Below are 17,599 nucleotides of genomic sequence, written 5' to 3'. Positions count from 1 at the left end.
GCTTTATATGTATGCGAGCAGATCAGAACTTGTATGCTACACCAAGGCGGACATCGTTGGTCTTGAACTTGTCGCGGACGCCCGCTTCTGGAACACCAAAGTCAAAATTCTTGTGACCATAGTCGGTGTAACGATATTCGAGGCGAACGATAACATTGTCAGTCGCGGCATAGTCGACACCAGCGCCTGCGGTCCAGCCAGTGAGCGTTTTGCTTTGTGAGATACTGACGTCTTCAACGGCGTTATTGGCAGACAATGTATTCTTGACGCTACCGAATGCTACACCACCGGCAATGTATGGCAGAAAGCGATCCATCGCCACGCCCGCACGAGCCCGTACAGCACCCGACCAGCGCAGTTTGCTTTCCAAACTTTCGGTCCCATCGAGATCTGTTTCTGAGTAGCTGTCTTTAAGGTTGTTGTAGGTGACGTCGCCATCGACGCCTAGAACGAAACTATTGCCAAGATCGAAGTTATAGCCCGCATAAAGGCCACCAAGAAAGCCGTCAGGCTTCACGTTGATCGCTGTGAATTCATTGCTGAAACGTGACTTACCCCAGCCGTACCCAATCTGGCCGCCAACATAGCCGCCGGTCCAGGAGAATACAGGCGCTGTAACGACAGGCGCTGGCTCTTCATAAACAATGGCGTCTGCCGCCTGTGCTGCAGAAAAGCCAAAGAATGCTACTGTTGATGCAAGTAAAGCGGATTTAATATTCATCTCTATTTCTCCAAGGCTGCTTCAGCAGCTAAAATCTGTTCTGGAGATCAACATAAACCTCTCGCGAAAAATGTCTGTAGTATTACTGCAACACCAAGTTCCATTGGACCTTTTCATACATTTCGCAGTCTTTAGGGTTAACAAATGCATAATATCTAGAATTTGAACAAAGCTATTTTTGATCAACCCAAAGGATCTTGTCTTGATTAACGTTGAGACCTTGTGCAACCGCTAATGCCTTGTTTTTCAGTTGCCTTGTCAGGCGGGGCTTCCGCGAGAGAACCCAGAAATATTTATCTGGATTAGGTCCCACAACAATCGCCCATTGGTAATCGGCATCAAGGGCCACCACGTTGTAACCGCCATAAAATGGTCCGAAGAACGAAACTTTGAGTGCACCGACGTCCTCACCTTCAACGAATTTTGCTTTGCCCACAGCGCTTCGGAAGCGTCCTTTCGCAGGATCAAACCCAGCATTAACGACCTTGATCGTGCCGTCACCATTCTGCGAATATTGCGCAGTGGTTTGTGTCATGCCGCGTTCAAAGCGATTTTCGATCCGTCCCAACTCGTACCATTTGCCAAGATAACGCTTTGCGTCGAAATCACGTACAGGCACTACGCCTGCTTGGCTTGCAACGGATTTATTATATCCCGCACAGCCAACGAGTGCTAACAGCGAAGCCAACGCTAAGACCTTATATTTCATGGTTCACCTACTCTCTTAACCTGGTCGGAAGTAGAGGACTCCAAGGGAATTTCAACACCGATCTGTTGCGATTTCGAAAGTCTTAGTGGTCGGCTCAAACGTTTTCGTTTTTCTGAAAACCGGCATTGCATTTCCACTGTGGCTTGAGCGTCGATTTTGATGAGGGCAACGAGCGAAAGCCGCAACAATTCACCATTTAGCCTCTTGGAAACAAATCAACGTCAGCGGAGTTGGGCGAGCAAGAAGTTGGATATGCTGCGTGCTGTGTTTTTTCTGAAGCTATCGCAAACGGTGATCCAGCCGACAGGTTAAGTTTCAAGAAGCGTCTTGCTTAAGGCGGAGGGGAAATGAGCGGATACAAACTCCAGCGAAATGGTGACGGACACTGGTCTGTTCTGGAAAAAGGGACACGCCGCGCGATAACATTCAAGGGGAGGATGCAGATCGCTTTGACCGAAGAAACGGCCCGTTCAACCTTTGCCGTTCTTCAACGGGATCACGACCAGCGGCGCTGTCAAAAAAGTGGGGAACAGCAGGCCTAACGCGAGGTCTTATTGCATTGCCAGCAGTTGTTAAAGGAATGTCGTTTGGTATCGTCAAAACGCGGTCGCGCTGATCGTTTCCTCAGTAGACGTTCGTAGCCATTTTCATTCACACGCAAAGATTTTCATTTATCCTCGGAACCAATTTAAGGGCCTTCGCATTTCTATACCGACATTAACGTCAGGAATTCATTAGGAGAATTTAAATGCGCCGTATTCTGTTAGCTGCTGTCGCCACTGTTGCTCTTGCTTCATTTGCAAACGCGCAAACGGCTACGACAACCGAGACGGAAGTCTTCGTGACAGCGAAGCCAACGGACGTCATTACCAACAACATCCTCGGTTTGGACATTGTAAATGCCAAGGATGAAACCATTGGCAAGGTTCAGGATCTGGTCATCGAGGAAGGCGCTCTAACCGGTTATATTGTTTCCGTAGGCGGTTTCCTTGGAGTGGGCGAGAAATACGTGGTGGTTGCACCAACCAACGTCGAAATTCTCTATTCCGAGAACGAAAAAAAGTGGTCAGCCAAGATGGACACGACAAAGGAAGACCTCGAAAAGGCTCCCGAATTTAAGTACGAGGGCCGTTGGGCCAAGTAACTCATCACCATTGAGTGAGAAAAGCGGCTTTCAGGCCGCTTTTTTCATATTTCGGTTAAGGCAAGTGAACGGAAATAAATTTTTGTGGAACTTCAGTTTATCTAATTCGTTATTAAAGCAGGGTGACAGTCATAACGTGGCGCAGTCAATAATATTGTTTTGAATACGAAAATTGGGCTGTTAATCACCGAAGATTTGCGAATACTTACCCGATAAATATTAAAGGAGAAAGCAAATGGATTGGGATCGCGTTGAAGGTAACTGGAAACAGTTTAAGGGTAAGGTCAAGGAAAAGTGGGGCGACTTGACCGATGACGATCTCGACAAGATCGCCGGAAAGCGTGACCAGCTGGAAGGAAAAATCCAAGAGCGTTACGGTATCGAAAAGGACCAGGTTCGAAAAGATATCGATAAATGGTACAGCGAACAGAGATTTTGATCGCAATATAAAGCCTAAAGTCCCGACCGCGTGATCTCTTCACGCGGTCTTTTTATAAGTTCAATTTGCGGCGCATGGCTTGAGCTAAATCACGCATCCCGTCTGGTCAATAAAGGCATTCTCAAGAGCGGTATTCTCACCGCTTAACTCCGGCTTTTCTAACCGGCTGTGCCAACAAACTGAAACACTCGATCGGGATGTGCTTTTCCAAACAAACGCGATGGTCGCAGCCTGCACTGTTTGACCACACAATATGATGGTATTTAAGACAGTTGCCTTCTCAGGGCTTGTTTCGGCGTGATATTAAACTGGCGTCGAAAAGCGGTGGTGAAATTCTCGGGCCGCGAATAACCGGCGACGAGGCTCGCTGTTAAAATGTTTGCTTCGCCAGAGACGAGCAAGGCAAAAGCGCGTTGAAGGCGATTTTGTCGAATATACTCAAAAACACTCATCCCCTCACAAAGCTGAAAAATCCTTTGAAGGCCGCTGGGATTAATCCCCGCGGCTCGCGAAATCATCTGCATGTTAATTGAAGCATTAAGGTTCGCCGCGATGAATTCCTTTGCCCGTTCAAGGCGTATTTTATCCTGCTGTGTGAGAATAGAGCCGGCCGAAATGATGGTGTTGGATTTCGTGAATGCTGCAAGCGTTTCAGATATGAGTTCCACAGTCCGGCTTTCGAGATAAAGCTTTCGTAAGGCAGGACCAAGAGAAGAGGGCGCAACAATTTGATGGAGGAGTTCAACCGTTCGCGGTGTTACCGTCCACCGGAGATTCGCCAGGTGGTCGCTGAAGCTTCTCTTATTAGCGCCTTCAAGGCCGCTTTCCTCAAGACCGTCAATATCGAGCCATTCGGGTGATGCTGAAACAACTAAATGGCGCAGACGCTGACTACCCAAAGATTTTCGTTGGAAGAGTTCGGAACGCGCGTTCATTATTGCCGTCCCTTCAACACTACCGCCCTTTGCTCCTTGGAAATGGAAATCCCTGTCTCCCATTCTCAGATCGACGCAGCCGTCGAGGAAAAAAATACACGAGAGACCTGCAGCAAGAGACGACGTTGCTGTGAAGGGGCGTTCTTCGACGGCGTCACTGACATGTAAAAATAGACCTTCGCGCAGTTCCTGCTGGAAAAATCGACCTTCAATCAAGGTGTCAGCGGCCGTCAAATTATCATCCGGGCTATCAAGTTTGACACCGTCACGCCGCAAAAAATCACCGACCGATAACTTCTCTGACCCAGGTGGTCGATGCAGCAATTTTTCAGCGGAATTCATCTGCTGTCACTTTCAGATGTTGTGCGGTGACGGTAATAACAACCCTGTTCCAAACTCATCCCTTCAGCACCGCCGGTCATTTAAGTCCGAATTTGTACTTTCTGCTTTTGACAAAGTTTTTTCTGCCTTTGCCAAAGGTTGAAGTCTTGCAAGCTAGGCCCTGCAATCCGTATTCGTATCTTAATATGATTTTAAAGGTCAAGTTTAATTCGGATTTCGAATAAACGTCGATGAAAAGAGTGATGGGGTTGTCGTGGAATATAAAATGTTGCGCACTAAAGTAGATGCGTTTGAAGAAAACGCCCTTCGTTTGAAGCGGAAGACGGTTCTTTTGCTCACAACAGCCTTGGCAATTGCTCTACAGGTGCAAAACGCGTTTTCTCAACAAGAGACGGCCGCGCCAACAGTTTTAGGCACGATAACGATTGACGCTAATGGAAGCAATAAAGATATCGACAATTCCATTGTTGCTAAACAGAGCAAGGCAGCCTCCAAAACCAATACGGCCTTGTTAGAAACGCCGCAGGCCGTAAGCGTGGTGACGCGTCGCCAAATGGAAGAACAAGGTGCGGACACGGTGCCACAAGCCCTGCGTTATACACCTGGGGTCCTTTCAGAGGCTAATGGTTATGACATTCGCTACGACTGGATTCATATTCGCGGCTATAACACCTATGGTACTATTTGGATGGACGGCCTCGCGCTGCCCGGGGATCCCAGCAGCTATGCGACGCCCAGCGTCAATCCATACGCCCTTGAGCGTATCGATGTCATCAAAGGTCCATCTTCAGTTCTCTATGGACGTACAATGCCCGGGGGGCTCGTGAACTATGTGAGCAAGCGTCCGCAAACGTCTCCCGCAAACGAGATCGTGGTGGGCACGTCTGCCTTTGGTGGAATACAGACATCTGTCGATACAACGGGTCCCATCACGAAGGACGGAAACTGGTTATACCGATTTGTCGGACAATGGCGCAACATGAACACGCAAATTGATCAGGAGAAAGATCGCGCGCTTATGTTTGCGCCGAGCCTGACCTGGGCGCCCTCGACGGACACGTCTTTGACATTATCAGGCTATTATCAGCGCGATCGGGCAATTTTTAATCCCAGATTCTATCCGGCTGTTGGGACCTTGCTTCCCAATTCGTTTGGTCAGATCCCGCGCGATCTTTACCTAGGTGATCCGGCGGCTAATGAGTTCAACCGTGATTTCTACACTCTGGGTTATGAGTTCTCGCATGATTTCAATGAAACCTGGAGTGTGAGGCAAAATCTCCGATACAGCCGGTCGGAGCAGGACATGTTCCTTGTGCTTGTCAATCCAGCTTTCGCCTATGGCTCTGACGGACATACGCTCAATCGTGCGTCAGGCGCTTCGGAAGACACGCTCACGTCGTTCAGCGTCGATACGCAAGCCGAAGCGAGATTTGAAACAGGAGCCTTGGATCACACAGTGCTCCTGGGATTGGAATATTTGCGCTCAACCTCGGATCGCAATTTCGGTAACGCTACTGCCGGCGTCCCATCGATTGATTATCTCAATCCGGTCTATGGTGGAGTGTCCATTCCTTATCCTGTCTACTCAGCATCTGCGCTTCAAAAGCAAGAGCAGCTCGGTGCATATTTACAGGATCAGATCCGCTATGACCGATGGGTCGCAACACTTGGGCTTCGATATGACCACTCGGAAATCTCAACATACAACCGACGCGCTGCTGCAGCCAAAGCGCTGGTTGAAAACGTTGAAGGCCAGATATCGGGGCGTGCGGGTCTAACCTATCTCTTCGATAGCGGTTTTGCACCCTATGTGAGCTACTCGACGACATTCACACCACTTTTGGGTGTGGATGTGTTCGACACTCCTTATAAAGCGCAGCGTGCAGGTCAGTTTGAGATTGGACTCAAATACGAGCCCGTGGGAACGAACGCTATGTTCGCAATCTCGGTGTTTAATCTCAATATTGAGAACGCGCTCACGCCTTACCTTACGACCGGGATTCAGACCGGTTATGTTCAGTCTGGGAAACAGCGCGTACGCGGCATCGAGTTGGAAGGAAAGTACGAGCTAAGCCGGGAGATCGAGGTGATTGGGTCCTATGCGTACTCAAATTCCGAAATCCTGGAATCCAATCTTGCGGTTGAACGCGGACGAGAAATTCTTCGCTTACCAGAACATCAAGCCAGCGTCTGGGTCAGATACAGCCCCGATTTCCTCCCCGGCCTTTCGCTTAGCGCAGGTGTTCGTGGCTGGTCTTCTTACCAAACGGACGCCAAATATCTCGAAAAGCTCAGAATTCCGGGCCAAACCCTTGTTGATGTGGGCGCGGAGTTCGATTTCGGTGCAATCAGGAACGACCTTGATGGGATGAAGCTACGCGTTAACGCGAGCAATCTTTTTGACCGAAAATATGTTTCGCATTGTCTTAATGACACCGGCGGGAGCTGCAATTACGGTGCAGGCCGAGCAGTCAACGCAAGCCTGAAATATAGTTGGTGATACCAATATGCTGAAGCTAACGCACCGCCGATCATTCACGGCAATGGTTTTCACTTTAGTTGCGTCCTGGTTGATTTTCTTTGCCGCTGCAATGCATGCGGAAGCCGAGATTCTCATTGAAGACGCCGCAGGTCGTTCGGTGCGCCTTCAATCGCCAGCAAAACGTATTGTACTCAACGAAAGCCTGCTATTGCTTTCGTTGGCGTTAATCGATCGCGATCCGGTCGCTCGGATTGCCGGCTGGGCCAGTCCACAACGCATCGATCAAGGCATCTATGATGCATTTCGCCAGAAATTCCCGTCGATTGATCAAGTGCCGACTGTGGGTGCACTGCAACCTGGTCAGGCGTCGGCTGAAACCATTATCGGTGTAAAGCCGGATCTGTTCGTCGTTAACCAGTGGCAGGTAGGATGGGAAGACACGACACGTCTACTGGAAGCTGCGGGAATTCCCGTCATTTTTCTTGATGGTCCCAGAAACGACGAGCGCAACGTGGTGGAGGCAACTACGTTTTCCATCGATCTCCTTGGGAAGGCGATTGGACGTGACGCCCAAGCTGCCGAATACACACAATTCGTCCGGGATCACTACGGGGTCATCACGCGGTCGTTAGAAGATATTAACAGGCCTACCACCGTGCTCGTTGACGGATTCGCAAACTCGACCTGCTGCTCTACGCCTGGACGTAACAACCGTATGACACAGAATATAGCGCTGGCGGGCGGTGTGAGCATTGGTGCGGAGGCGGTTCCTGGCTACGAGGGTAAACTTAATCCTGAATATGTGCTCAAAGCCAATCCAAAGGTCTATATTGCGACAGGGACACCGAAAGCCACTTCGGAGACTGCATTGATCGTAGGAGGCGGTATCTCTGAAGATCTCGCGCGTGCGTCCTTGCGGAAAGTCGTCTCTGAAACCGTGCGCCGTGATCTCACGGCTGTTCACGACAAAAGAGCATATGGCATTTCTCATCAGGCTTCGATATCGGCGCTCAATATTCTGATCGTCGAGTGCTTCGCCAAATGGCTTCATCCAGAACGGTTCTCACACATCGATCCAAATCAAACACTTGCGGAAATCAACCAGCGCTTTCTCGCGGTGCCACTAAATGGCACCTTTTGGATTGATCTAGGGCAATAACTAAGGCCATTGCATCTTCAATGTTTAAACATACAAAGACGCAATGCCAACTGGTGCCCAATTAATCAACATACTAGCGCCTGAAGCTTTCTTCACCACTCTGTTCCTGCGACGTTGCAATGAGATTTCCAGCCTTCTTGAGATCGCATGCGAGCTCGCGTTCGGCTTTGGTTTGATGCTCTTTCTCTGGAAGACGAAGAATGTGGGATGGATGCCAGGAAAACAAAATGGGCGGAGCGCCATCTGGCGAACGCCCGACCCGGCCCCTTCGTTTTGAAATGGGTTCATTTGAAAGTGTCAAAGCATAAGCGGCCGATGCGCCCAGCGCTAAGATAATACGAGGCTTCACAAGTGATATTTCTTGTTGCAGCCACCAGCGGCAATGATCAATTTCATGGCGGTTGGGACTTTGATGCAAGCGTCGCTTGCCGCGGGGAACGAACTTAAAATGCTTCACGGCATTGGTTAGCCAAACTTTTTCCGGTTCAATTTGGACTTCATGCATAATTTTTCGAAGGAGTTGACCTGCGGGGCCGACAAAGGGGCGGCCGCTGAGGTCTTCGCGGTCTCCTGGCTGCTCGCCGACAATCATCAAATCAACATTCTCAGGTCCTTCGCCGCAAACTGCCTGCGATGCCTGCTCACACAAATTGCAGCGCTGACAACTGCGAACCGCCTTATTCAGATCGACCATGGATTGAATTTCGCCAACCGGCTTCTCGATAATGCTGCGATAGCGTTGCGAAATCCGATCTGAACCTTTGCGCGGTTGAGTGGCTTGGGCTGTTGCCATTGCATTGACGCGTGCCTCAGCTTCCTTGAGCATTTCTGGAATGAGTTGGGTCTCTGGAAGATTGCGCCAGTACTTCTTTGGCATTTCGGAGAGCATGGCACGCACATTCGTGCGCGCAGGGTTGTATATATTGGTGAAATAGGTTTGCCACAGCGTCTCGCTGGCATCTGACGGAAGATCTGGCTTTTGAGCGCCAGGTTGAAAATTGAGCCTCCCGTCTTCAAAAACTGCAGTGCAGTTTGGAGTGAGAATTGTCCAATCCATGTCCGAAAACCGCGACACGAAGAAATCCGAAGCAGGTTCGACAATATGGTGATCTGGTTCAAACCACGCCATGAAACGTCTGCGGGTGGCTCCTGATGTCACTTCGCGAAAACGTAGAAAAGCGTGCATCTTGTGAAGATCGCGCCCGATGTTCTTGGCCATGCGCATAAGTCGATTGCCAAGCGGGTCAACGGAGGAGAGCGGATCTCCTTCATCCATGCTTATTCTCCACAAAGCTTCGTAAAGCAGATGAAACCGTTCTGCATCTGAGTGCCATACGACATTGCGCGCTAAATCGAGAAAATTGCGCGTCACGACTGCTTTATGTACGCCATCAGTTTCAGGCAGGGGCTGACCAACAAATAAACTCTTCTGCGATGCCCAATCGAGCTCTTTGGGTTCTATTTGGTGAGAGATGGCTCTGCGAGCGGCATGCCGCCAAGCATCGAAAGCACCGATATCTGCTATCGTAATAGAAAAGGACATACGGCGTCGCTGCTTGGATTACAGCGCTCCCTCAATTTCGCTAGAGTAAACTGAGCTGTTTGGGTGGCGGCATAAACTGTTGCCGTAAATTGCTACTGTCTAACAGCGCGCGTGGCGTCCAGTCGGGAAGCGTTATGAAAGGTTTTGCCTTGCGAGTTAACGCACCTATTCGGATCAAATCGCCCATGCGCAGAGCATGGTTTCGTCTCGCATCGATAATACGATCGACAGTACGCACCCCGAAACCAGGCACTCTTAGCAACATCTCCCTTGTTGCTCGATTGACGTCGAGGGGGAAGTTTCCTCGGTTCTTTAGGGCCCAAGCGAGTTTCGGATCAATGTCGAGATCGAGAAAACCGTCTTTTGCGCCAGCCGTAATCTCGTTTGCGTCATAGCCATAAAAACGCATCAGCCAGTCAGCCTGGTAAAGCCGGTGCTCGCGCTCAAGCGGTGGTTTGATAAGTGGAAGCGCGGAAGTTGAATCGGGGATCGGGCTGAACGCCGAATAATAGACCCGGCGCAATTTGTATCCGTTGTAAAGTCGCACGGCAGTGTTTAAAATAACGCTATCATTACTGCTATCCGCGCCAATAATCATCTGTGTGCTTTGTCCTGCTGGCGCAAAACGCGGAGGCTTCTTCCCGCTTAACGTCTTATCTGAAGCGGCTTCGCCCTCCACGCGCACCTGCGCCATTGTTGCCCGGATTGTCTCCGGACGTTTTTCGGGTGCCAATTGGCGCACGCTTTCATCTTGAGGAAGTTCAACGTTGATCGACAAACGATCGGCGTAAAGTCCCGCTTCGCGAATGAGTTCCGGCGCAGCATCAGGGATGGTTTTCAGATGTATGTAGCCTTTGAAACCGTGAACAGTCCGCAAAGTTCGTGCAATCTGCGCCATCTCTGCCATGGTTTTGTCAGGAGAGCGAATGATGCCAGAGGAGAGAAAGAGACCTTCGATGTAGTTTCGGCGGTAAAATTCGAGCGTCAAGGAGACGACCTCTTCCACCGAAAACCGAGCGCGTTCGACATTACTCGACACACGATTGATACAGTAAGCGCAGTCAAACATGCAAAAATTAGTCATCAGAATTTTGAGCAAGGAGATGCAGCGACCGTCAGGTGCATAAGCATGGCATATTCCGCTGCCGCCCGATGAGCCAATCCCACCCTGCAACGAATTGCGCTTTTCTCCGCCGCTCGAGGCGCAAGACGCATCGTATTTTGCAGCATCTGATAAGATTTCTAATTTTTTCTGCAAAGTTGTAGGAGCCATGGGACAACATTATATGTTCACGATTTGTTCGTCAACCTTGAAGCCAAGAACCGCTTTTTTTGCACGCTATCCTTCTTGATCCCGGCCAAAACGAAGCAGTGGATTGACAAGAATCCTTATACGGTTCGGAGCAGACGATTTACAAATTCCTTGGCCGTCAAATCCTGGCGAAACCGCACTTATCCTTTGATTGCTGTTATTTTTCGGAACTAAAGACTTAACCACGCGTTCAAGGGCACGTGAACGAGCGCTTTCTCCGAACTTAGGGCACAAATGAACAAACTAGAACCTACCGCATCAGCAGCTTCTTCCAGCGTTGCTGGCGAGGTCAATGAGGCGCGGTATCGAGCCCTGTTCGAAGCGATCGATGATGGTTTTTGCATCATAGAATTTCGCACGGATAATTCAGGCGAATTTTGCGACTATATTCATGTTGAAGCCAATGCAGGCTATGAGCGTCATACAGGCATTCCGAACATCGTTGGTAAATCAGTTCACGAGGTCGCAGCCAGTGATGCCAAAGAGTGGATAGATCTCTACGGAAATGTGCTTCGGACAGGCGAACGTATCCGTTTTGAGCGTGAGTTCAGGGATGCTGGCAGGCACATCGAAGTCTCGGCATCGCGGGTAGAACCTGCAACACTCAATCAGGTTTCAGTGCTTTTTCGTGATGTAACAGCGCGCAAGACGGCAGAAGCCGAGCTCAAGGCGAGTGAGACAAGAGCACGCGACGATGCGACACGTGTCCAATTGGCGTTGTCAGCAGGGGCTATTATCGGGACGTGGTCTTGGGATGTACGCAACGATCGGGTGACGATCGATGAACCGTTCACGATAGCCTTTGGACTTGATCGCAACGGAGTGGAGGGCGGCCCGCACCTCAAAGAGCTGCTAGAGTCAGTCCACGCAGAAGATCGAATGAAGCTGGCGGTTGCGATTGACAAGACCATCGAAGTGGGCGGCAGCTTTTCACATCAATATCGCGTTCGACGTGCTGACGGAAACTATTACTGGCTGGAGGCCAATGGGCGCGTTGATCGTGACGCGGAGGGTACAGAGCTGAACTTTTCCGGTGTGCTGATTGATTTGGAGGGACGTCGCGCGATCGAAGAAGAGCGCGACCGGGTCACGTCAATGTTGCGCGATCTCAACGAGACGCTTGAACATCGCGTTTCTCAACAGACGGCCGAACTCATGGCAAGGGAAGAAGAGCTCCGCCAGTCCCAGAAAATGGAAGCCGTAGGTCAGTTGACAGGTGGGCTCGCGCACGATTTCAACAATCTGCTTGCGGGTATTTCGGGATCATTGGAAATGATCAGAACACGTATTGCGCAAGGGCGCACCGCTGAACTGGGACGATACCTGGAGGGGGCGCAGGGCGCAGTGAAGCGAGCGGCTGCACTGACGCACAGACTTTTGGCGTTTTCGCGCCGCCAGACCCTTGATCCTAAACCGACAAATATCGACCGCCTTACCTTGGATTTGCAGGAGCTGGTTCAGCGCACGGTTGGCCCACAAATCATTGTGGAAACTTCGAGCGACGAAAGCCTTTGGTCAACGCTCGTTGATCCCAATCAGCTTGAGAATGTAGTTCTTAATCTGTGCTTGAATGCCCGCGACGCAATGCCGGGCGGTGGGCGGATCTCAATTCGGACATTCAACCAACAGATTAATGATGATCTAGCTCGGCAGCACAAAGTGCGGGGCGGCGAATACGTCGTCATGCAGGTGTCTGACACGGGCGTCGGGATGACTGCCGATGTCGTGGAAAAGGCTTTTGATCCGTTCTTTACAACAAAACCCATTGGCGTCGGTACTGGGCTCGGCCTCTCGATGATCTATGGTTTCGCGCGGCAATCGGGCGGTTACGCCAAAATAGATTCACAGCTAGGGCAGGGGACGCAAGTTAGCGTTTTTTTGCCAAGGCACTCGGAAAAGGAGGAGCAACAAATTGAACTCAATCGGGAAACAATGCCAATGATGGCAACACGTCAGCAGGTCTTGGTTATCGACGATGAACCATTGGTCCGCATGCTCATCGTTGATGCAGTGGAAGAATTGGGCCTTGAGCCGCTCGAAGCAGGTGATGGACCCAGCGCTTTGAGCATATTGCAATCTGACGTGCAGATTGACTTGATGATAACGGATGTGGGCCTTCCCAATGGGATGAATGGGCGTCAAGTGGCGGATGCAGCTCGCGAACTTCGCGCCGGCCTGAAAGTTCTTTTTGTCACCGGTTATGCTGAGAATTCGATCTTGGGTGCAGGTCAAATGGAGGCTGGCATGGAAGTGATGACCAAACCGTTTGATATGGTCGATTTGGGTCGCCGCATAAAATCGATGCTTGAGGCTTCCTAAAAACCTCGGAGCTAGAATAGCGTAGCTCTCTCTAGGTCTAATCCATCCAGGGAAGGCCAACTGTGTTGTGAATACGTTCAGTTGGCTTTGCTTTATTCGGACATGCAAAGTTGCATTGGTGCCTTCTAGCCGAACCGTTTCAATGCAGGTTCGGCATTTTCCCCGCGAAAAGCCGCATTGCAACAAAAGTGGGCGGCTTCTGTGCCGACCTGCTTCCTGCTTATTTGTTTCTCTTTAACTGCAACGCTCGTCTGCCTGGTCAAAAAGTGGCGGATGGTTCAATCTACGCGGTTTTAAAATTGAGAAAAAAACTTCTCCCGAGGGATCGTTTTGTGATGCGGACTGTTTAATAAGACCAATTCACATTTAGGAAGTTCGATGAGTGATAATTATACGCCGTATGCGCTGGTTGCTGACGACGACGTGATCATCCGTCTCCACGCGGTAGAGATCCTTGAGACGGCCGGTTTTCGGGTCAAAGAAGCGGGCGATGTCGAAGAGGCGTTGGCGCTGCTCGACGCTGATGCTGAGCGCTTCCAACTCCTCTTCACCGATGTGCAAATGCCCCCTAGTGAACGTACTGGTTTCGACCTCGCGCGGGAGTGTGCAGCCAACTGGCCGCATATTGGTATTCTTGTCTGCTCCGGGATGATGCAGCGAGAGGCCGGCGAAATGCCTGACGGCGCCGTGTTTGTACAAAAACCGTTCAGTGCAAAGGTCGTTTACGATCATCTCCAAAAAATTCTCCCAGATGGTAGAAAACCTGTTCCGCTCAAGACAATGGCCCTGTAGTTGAATTCGGAGCCAAGCATCATTTGTCCATCGCCAGAGCCTGCTGTTTTCTATGGACGAGCGAAGCAAGTATCCCGGGCATAGCCTGGCAGAGTTCACATCCGGGATTGCGCGAGCTGAAAGACTCGCATCCCAATCAACGGATCCGAGCGTCAGAACGTCATTTTATGTTGCAAGTGGTAAGAGCATGCGCCCGTTCATCGCCTGAGGTCGACGATCGAAAATGAATGCCGCTGCCTCCTCAACACTACGAATTTGTGTAAAAGCTCCATCGAACACGCGCGCTTGAATGGGTTTGTCCCAATACCGATCCATCTCTTTTCCTTCCCGAGATCTCTGCGTTGGGCGCACAGCCACCGTCGAGATGACAGGGTTACTGTTGCGAAATTACTACAGTCTTTCTGGGCAAGCGCCCTAATTTGACACTGAGTGTCATTCAGGCGCTTTTGCTGACAGGGAGGAAATGCGATGAAATCTGCACTATTTGCCACGACGGTTCTTTTTCTCGGCGTATCCGGCGCTCAAGCCGCTGACGCAATTCAATACCAAGAGCCCGGCCCGGTCATTGAGGCCCCGGTCTTTTCGTGGACCGGCGGTTATCTGGGTGGCCAGATCGGATATGGCTGGGGCAAGTCGGAATTCAGTGATGGCTTTGACAGTCTGCGCGTGAAGCCGGATGGCTTTCTCGGTGGTCTTTATGCAGGCTACAATTTTGACGTTGGCAATAACGTTATTCTTGGTCTTGACGGAGACGTGACCTACAACAACCTGAAGGACAGTTATTCTGTCGGTGATGGCGAGTTTGGTGCGGACGTCGAAAGTAAACTGCGCTGGTCAGGTGCAGTACGTGCCCGAGCCGGCGTAGCCTTCGATCGGTTCCTGCCATATATCGCTGGTGGTGTTGCGTTTGGGAGCGTGAAGAACACGCTTTCGGCAAGCGACGGATTTGATACCATCAGCACCTCTCAGAGCAAGACACTCACTGGGTGGACTGCGGGCGCTGGTGTTGACTACGCAGCGACAGACAATTTGATTGTCCGTCTCGAGTATCGTTACACAGATTATGGGCACAAGGACTTCGACTTCGGAACGGACGATCTGGTTTCGGTACGCGATAAGTTCAAGACAAATGAAGTTCGTCTCGGCATCGCTTACAAGTTCTAATTCTGACAGATCAGAATTTCAAAGCTGCTCAGCTTCGACTGGGCAGCTTTTTTGTTGATCAATTCAATCTTACACGATGATTTTCGGCTTCGTTTGCTCGGAGAGCTCTAATATCAACACCAGACTTTTACATGGCATTAAAATCTGAATACTCAGTCTATGCTTGGCTCGCTTCCCATGTCGCGCGGAGCTACTTGGCCACAAAACCAACACTGAATCCGAACAGTCGGCCTATCTTTTCCAATGTTTCGAGCGTTGGGTTTGCGCTGCCCGCTTCGATCTCGGCAACTTGTCGCCGCGTTAGAGTGAGCATTTTAGCGAATTCCTCTTGCGTCATGCCGAAACCTTTGCGGATGTCTGCAACCGCCTCAGGCAGCTTTAAATCACCTGTTCGAGCACGTTCTGCCAGGGTTCGCCGGTTTTCTAAAATCTCGTCTTTCGTCGGCTTCTTCCATCGAGCCATTTAGCGGTCCTTTGCCATCATTGACACGTCTCTAAAACGCTGGTTGCTATCGCGATGCAGCGTCCCATCGCCCAATCCAGAATATCTGGAGACGCTCCCATCTCTTTCGCCATAGCTGGCACCTGGATCAGATTTTCCGAAAATTCGCAAAGCGCAGCCGCAAGTGCTTTCTGCTCAGCAGGATCGGGCAAAATTTCAGTATAAGCCTGCTTCCAATCGGGAAAATGGTCGCGACCACGATCCCGCATCATTTCCCATCGCGTGGAGCGAACGATACCCTCCTTGGCAAGCCGCATTGGTGCGAAATCAAAGAGCGGAGAAAGGCGAATTGCCCCATCCTGATGCTTGCTCAAGGCTGAATTGCGGCCATGATTGTCGGGATTGCCGAGCGCCAGGTTGGCTACATCGCGCTTCACGTACTCAGCAATATCCGCGAAAGGATCGGCAGAATTTCGGCGCAGTACGTCGATATAAGCCTCGTGTGTGCCTAGGTGGCCGAAATCGGAAACGCCGATCGCGGATACAAGGCTTTCTTGACCCAGTCGGACCGTTCTTCCCACTTCATTTTTATTCCCGAGAAAGTCAATCTCGAAATGTCCTGGCTTGAAAGGCTCGCAAGACCGACCAATTGCTTGCAAAAAGCAACCGCCATCTTTGCTTTCGTTTCTCCGATGCTAGTCGATCACGCGGGCGACCAGGTGCGTGAGTGCCCTGCAGGTAAACAGTCTCAAGGAATGAATGAGGAATGCTTCTTGTCCATGCGTCATCGTAGTGAATCACGGCACTTTGCAATATAACGATTGAAGCTTCAGACGATTGTTCTCTCCACACGCGTGTTAACTCGGGGAACCTTCCCCACCATCGCGAGTTACGTTGGCCAGAGGAGATTGCCATGCTCATTCGCGTTGGTTACGAAATTGCTGTTGAAGTTGCAGCCCCGACTGCAGTCTATTCATATCTCAACGTTCACCCCGAGCATCGCCAAGATGTGATTTGGTCAAGTTTTGCCCAGCCCAACGCCTCACCTTTCAAGGATATACACGGCAACGAGTGCCAACGGCTTCTTATGGAACCTGGTGAAACAGTATTCAAATACGATGCGGTGGTGAAAGTTAGTGGTGCTCCCGACTTCTTCGACGATGATGCGGATCAGTTAAATCCGAATGACCTGCCGATGGAGTGTCTCCCTTATCTTTTAGGAAGTCGCTATTGCGAAACCGACCGTTTATCTCAGATCGCCTGGAAACGCTTTGGCGATATAACAAAAGGTGCGCATCGAGTGCGGGCCATCTGTGATTTTGTGAACAGCTACCTCACTTTTTCATATGGCTATGCGCGCTCGACCCGTACCGCCTTGGAAGCATATGAGGAGCGTGTAGGCGTCTGTCGAGACTTCGCCCATCTCGCCATCACGCTGTGTCGGGCGCTCAATATCCCGGCGCGGTATGTGAATGGTTTCATGGGAGATATTGGTGTGGCACCCGATCCTTCTCCGATGGATTACAACGCCTGGGTTGAGGTTTTCCTCGATGGACGTTGGTTCACCGTTGATGCACGCCATAATCAACCACGGATTGGCCGGATAGTTGTCGCGCGTGGTCGCGACGCAAGCGATATCCCATTGTTTTCAACTTTCGGCCCGCATCAACTCAACAGATTTGAGGTCTGGACTGAAGAGTGTGATGGAAAACAGACAACCATGCAACGACAGGGTCCAGCAGTTCGAACATCAAGTCGCTACGGGCCAGCAGGTCGCTCGCCATTGGATCTGGGTGTAGGCTCATTTGTGCACGCCATGATTTGAAACTCGGTGACCAATGACTGCTTTTGAACCCGCGTTTTCATGCAGGACAACCGTCATTAGCCTAACGAGACCAAAAAGATTGTGAATGCCCTGTAAGCCAATTCGCGCTTCGCGTGTCGTCATCAGGATTTTCGCATAGCCACGTTCGTTTAGCCACCTTGTGAGGGTCGCCGCGAAAACGCCAACCAACAGTCCCGCTAAACATGCTTATGGGTGTTACCAAACCAATTTGCTTGAAGTCCAAGGCCGTGAGCCCCAAAAATACGGGAGC

The 17,599-nt window shown here is 50.6% G+C and carries 15 protein-coding genes; 8 read left to right on the top strand and 7 right to left on the bottom strand.

All coding sequences use genetic code 11. The features are described 5' to 3' along the window. Positions 1–22: 22 nt before the first annotated feature. Entirely contained in the window at positions 23–721 is a 699-nt protein-coding gene (locus tag QSJ70_RS26170; protein WP_285541004.1) for an outer membrane protein, read from the bottom strand. Between the two features lie 172 nt (positions 722–893). Continuing rightward, positions 894–1,430 carry a lipocalin family protein gene (locus tag QSJ70_RS26165; RefSeq protein WP_285541002.1) on the bottom strand — a complete coding sequence of 179 codons (537 nt, stop codon included), beginning with the start codon at positions 1,428–1,430 and terminating at the stop codon, positions 894–896. 748 nt (positions 1,431–2,178) lie between these two features. Between QSJ70_RS26165 and QSJ70_RS26160 the strand changes: the two genes are divergently transcribed. Together QSJ70_RS26160 and QSJ70_RS26155 are read left to right on the top strand one after the other, a co-directional pair. Next, a complete protein-coding gene (locus QSJ70_RS26160) occupies positions 2,179–2,574 on the top strand; it encodes a PRC-barrel domain-containing protein (protein WP_285540998.1) in 396 nt (131 codons plus the stop codon). 235 nt (positions 2,575–2,809) lie between these two features. Next, positions 2,810–3,013, top strand: a complete 204-nt coding sequence (locus QSJ70_RS26155) for a CsbD family protein (RefSeq protein ID WP_285540997.1) — start codon at positions 2,810–2,812, stop codon at positions 3,011–3,013. A 263-nt stretch (positions 3,014–3,276) separates the two neighbouring features. On the opposite strand, the gene QSJ70_RS26150 is transcribed toward QSJ70_RS26155, so the two are convergent. After that, a complete protein-coding gene (locus QSJ70_RS26150) occupies positions 3,277–4,290 on the bottom strand; it encodes a helix-turn-helix transcriptional regulator (RefSeq protein WP_285540994.1) in 1,014 nt (337 codons plus the stop codon). A 265-nt stretch (positions 4,291–4,555) separates the two neighbouring features. Here QSJ70_RS26150 and QSJ70_RS26145 point away from each other — a divergent pair, with 265 nt between their 5' ends. Further along, positions 4,556–6,790, top strand: coding sequence for a TonB-dependent siderophore receptor (locus QSJ70_RS26145; RefSeq protein WP_285540991.1), 2,235 nt, complete (start codon positions 4,556–4,558; stop codon positions 6,788–6,790). 7 nt (positions 6,791–6,797) lie between these two features. Next, positions 6,798–7,931 (top strand): ABC transporter substrate-binding protein, encoded by a 1,134-nt coding sequence (locus QSJ70_RS26140; RefSeq protein WP_285540989.1) that lies wholly within the window; start codon positions 6,798–6,800, stop codon positions 7,929–7,931. Positions 7,932–8,004: 73 nt separating this feature from the next. Here the strand turns inward: QSJ70_RS26140 and QSJ70_RS26135 are convergent, their stop codons facing one another. Continuing rightward, on the bottom strand, positions 8,005–9,474 hold the full coding sequence (locus tag QSJ70_RS26135; protein WP_285540986.1) for a UdgX family uracil-DNA binding protein: 1,470 nt from the start codon (positions 9,472–9,474) through the stop codon (positions 8,005–8,007). A 40-nt stretch (positions 9,475–9,514) separates the two neighbouring features. Then, positions 9,515–10,747, bottom strand: coding sequence for a putative DNA modification/repair radical SAM protein (locus QSJ70_RS26130; RefSeq protein ID WP_285540985.1), 1,233 nt, complete (start codon positions 10,745–10,747; stop codon positions 9,515–9,517). Between the two features lie 273 nt (positions 10,748–11,020). On the opposite strand from QSJ70_RS26130, the gene QSJ70_RS26125 reads away from it, so the two are divergent. The 3 genes from QSJ70_RS26125 (at position 11,021) to QSJ70_RS26115 (ending at position 15,061) form a co-directional block, all read left to right on the top strand. Further along, the gene (locus QSJ70_RS26125) at positions 11,021–13,105 is read left to right on the top strand and encodes an ATP-binding protein (RefSeq protein WP_285540984.1); all 2,085 of its coding nucleotides are present in this window, start codon (positions 11,021–11,023) and stop codon (positions 13,103–13,105) included. Between the two features lie 378 nt (positions 13,106–13,483). Next, complete coding sequence (locus QSJ70_RS26120; RefSeq protein ID WP_285540982.1) at positions 13,484–13,897, top strand: response regulator; 414 nt, start codon at positions 13,484–13,486, stop codon at positions 13,895–13,897. 468 nt (positions 13,898–14,365) lie between these two features. Continuing rightward, positions 14,366–15,061: an outer membrane protein gene (locus QSJ70_RS26115; RefSeq protein WP_285540980.1), complete on the top strand. Its 696-nt coding sequence runs from the start codon at positions 14,366–14,368 to the stop codon at positions 15,059–15,061. Positions 15,062–15,251: 190 nt separating this feature from the next. Here QSJ70_RS26115 and QSJ70_RS26110 read toward each other — a convergent pair whose 3' ends face one another. Together QSJ70_RS26110 and QSJ70_RS26105 are read right to left on the bottom strand one after the other, a co-directional pair. Beyond that, complete coding sequence (locus tag QSJ70_RS26110; RefSeq protein ID WP_285540978.1) at positions 15,252–15,524, bottom strand: helix-turn-helix transcriptional regulator; 273 nt, start codon at positions 15,522–15,524, stop codon at positions 15,252–15,254. Between the two features lie 17 nt (positions 15,525–15,541). After that, positions 15,542–16,084, bottom strand: a complete 543-nt coding sequence (locus QSJ70_RS26105) for a HipA domain-containing protein (RefSeq protein WP_285540976.1) — start codon at positions 16,082–16,084, stop codon at positions 15,542–15,544. Positions 16,085–16,416: 332 nt separating this feature from the next. Here QSJ70_RS26105 and QSJ70_RS26100 point away from each other — a divergent pair, with 332 nt between their 5' ends. Beyond that, the gene (locus QSJ70_RS26100) at positions 16,417–17,328 is read left to right on the top strand and encodes a transglutaminase-like domain-containing protein (protein ID WP_285540973.1); all 912 of its coding nucleotides are present in this window, start codon (positions 16,417–16,419) and stop codon (positions 17,326–17,328) included. Positions 17,329–17,599 lie beyond the last annotated feature (271 nt).

Origin of the sequence: Brucella sp. NBRC 12950 (genome assembly GCF_030268145.1) — a bacterium.
In the GTDB taxonomy this organism is placed as follows: domain Bacteria; phylum Pseudomonadota; class Alphaproteobacteria; order Rhizobiales; family Rhizobiaceae; genus Brucella.
Note: the sequence above shows the minus strand (reverse complement) of the source record. Positions and strands in the feature narration are given on the sequence as shown.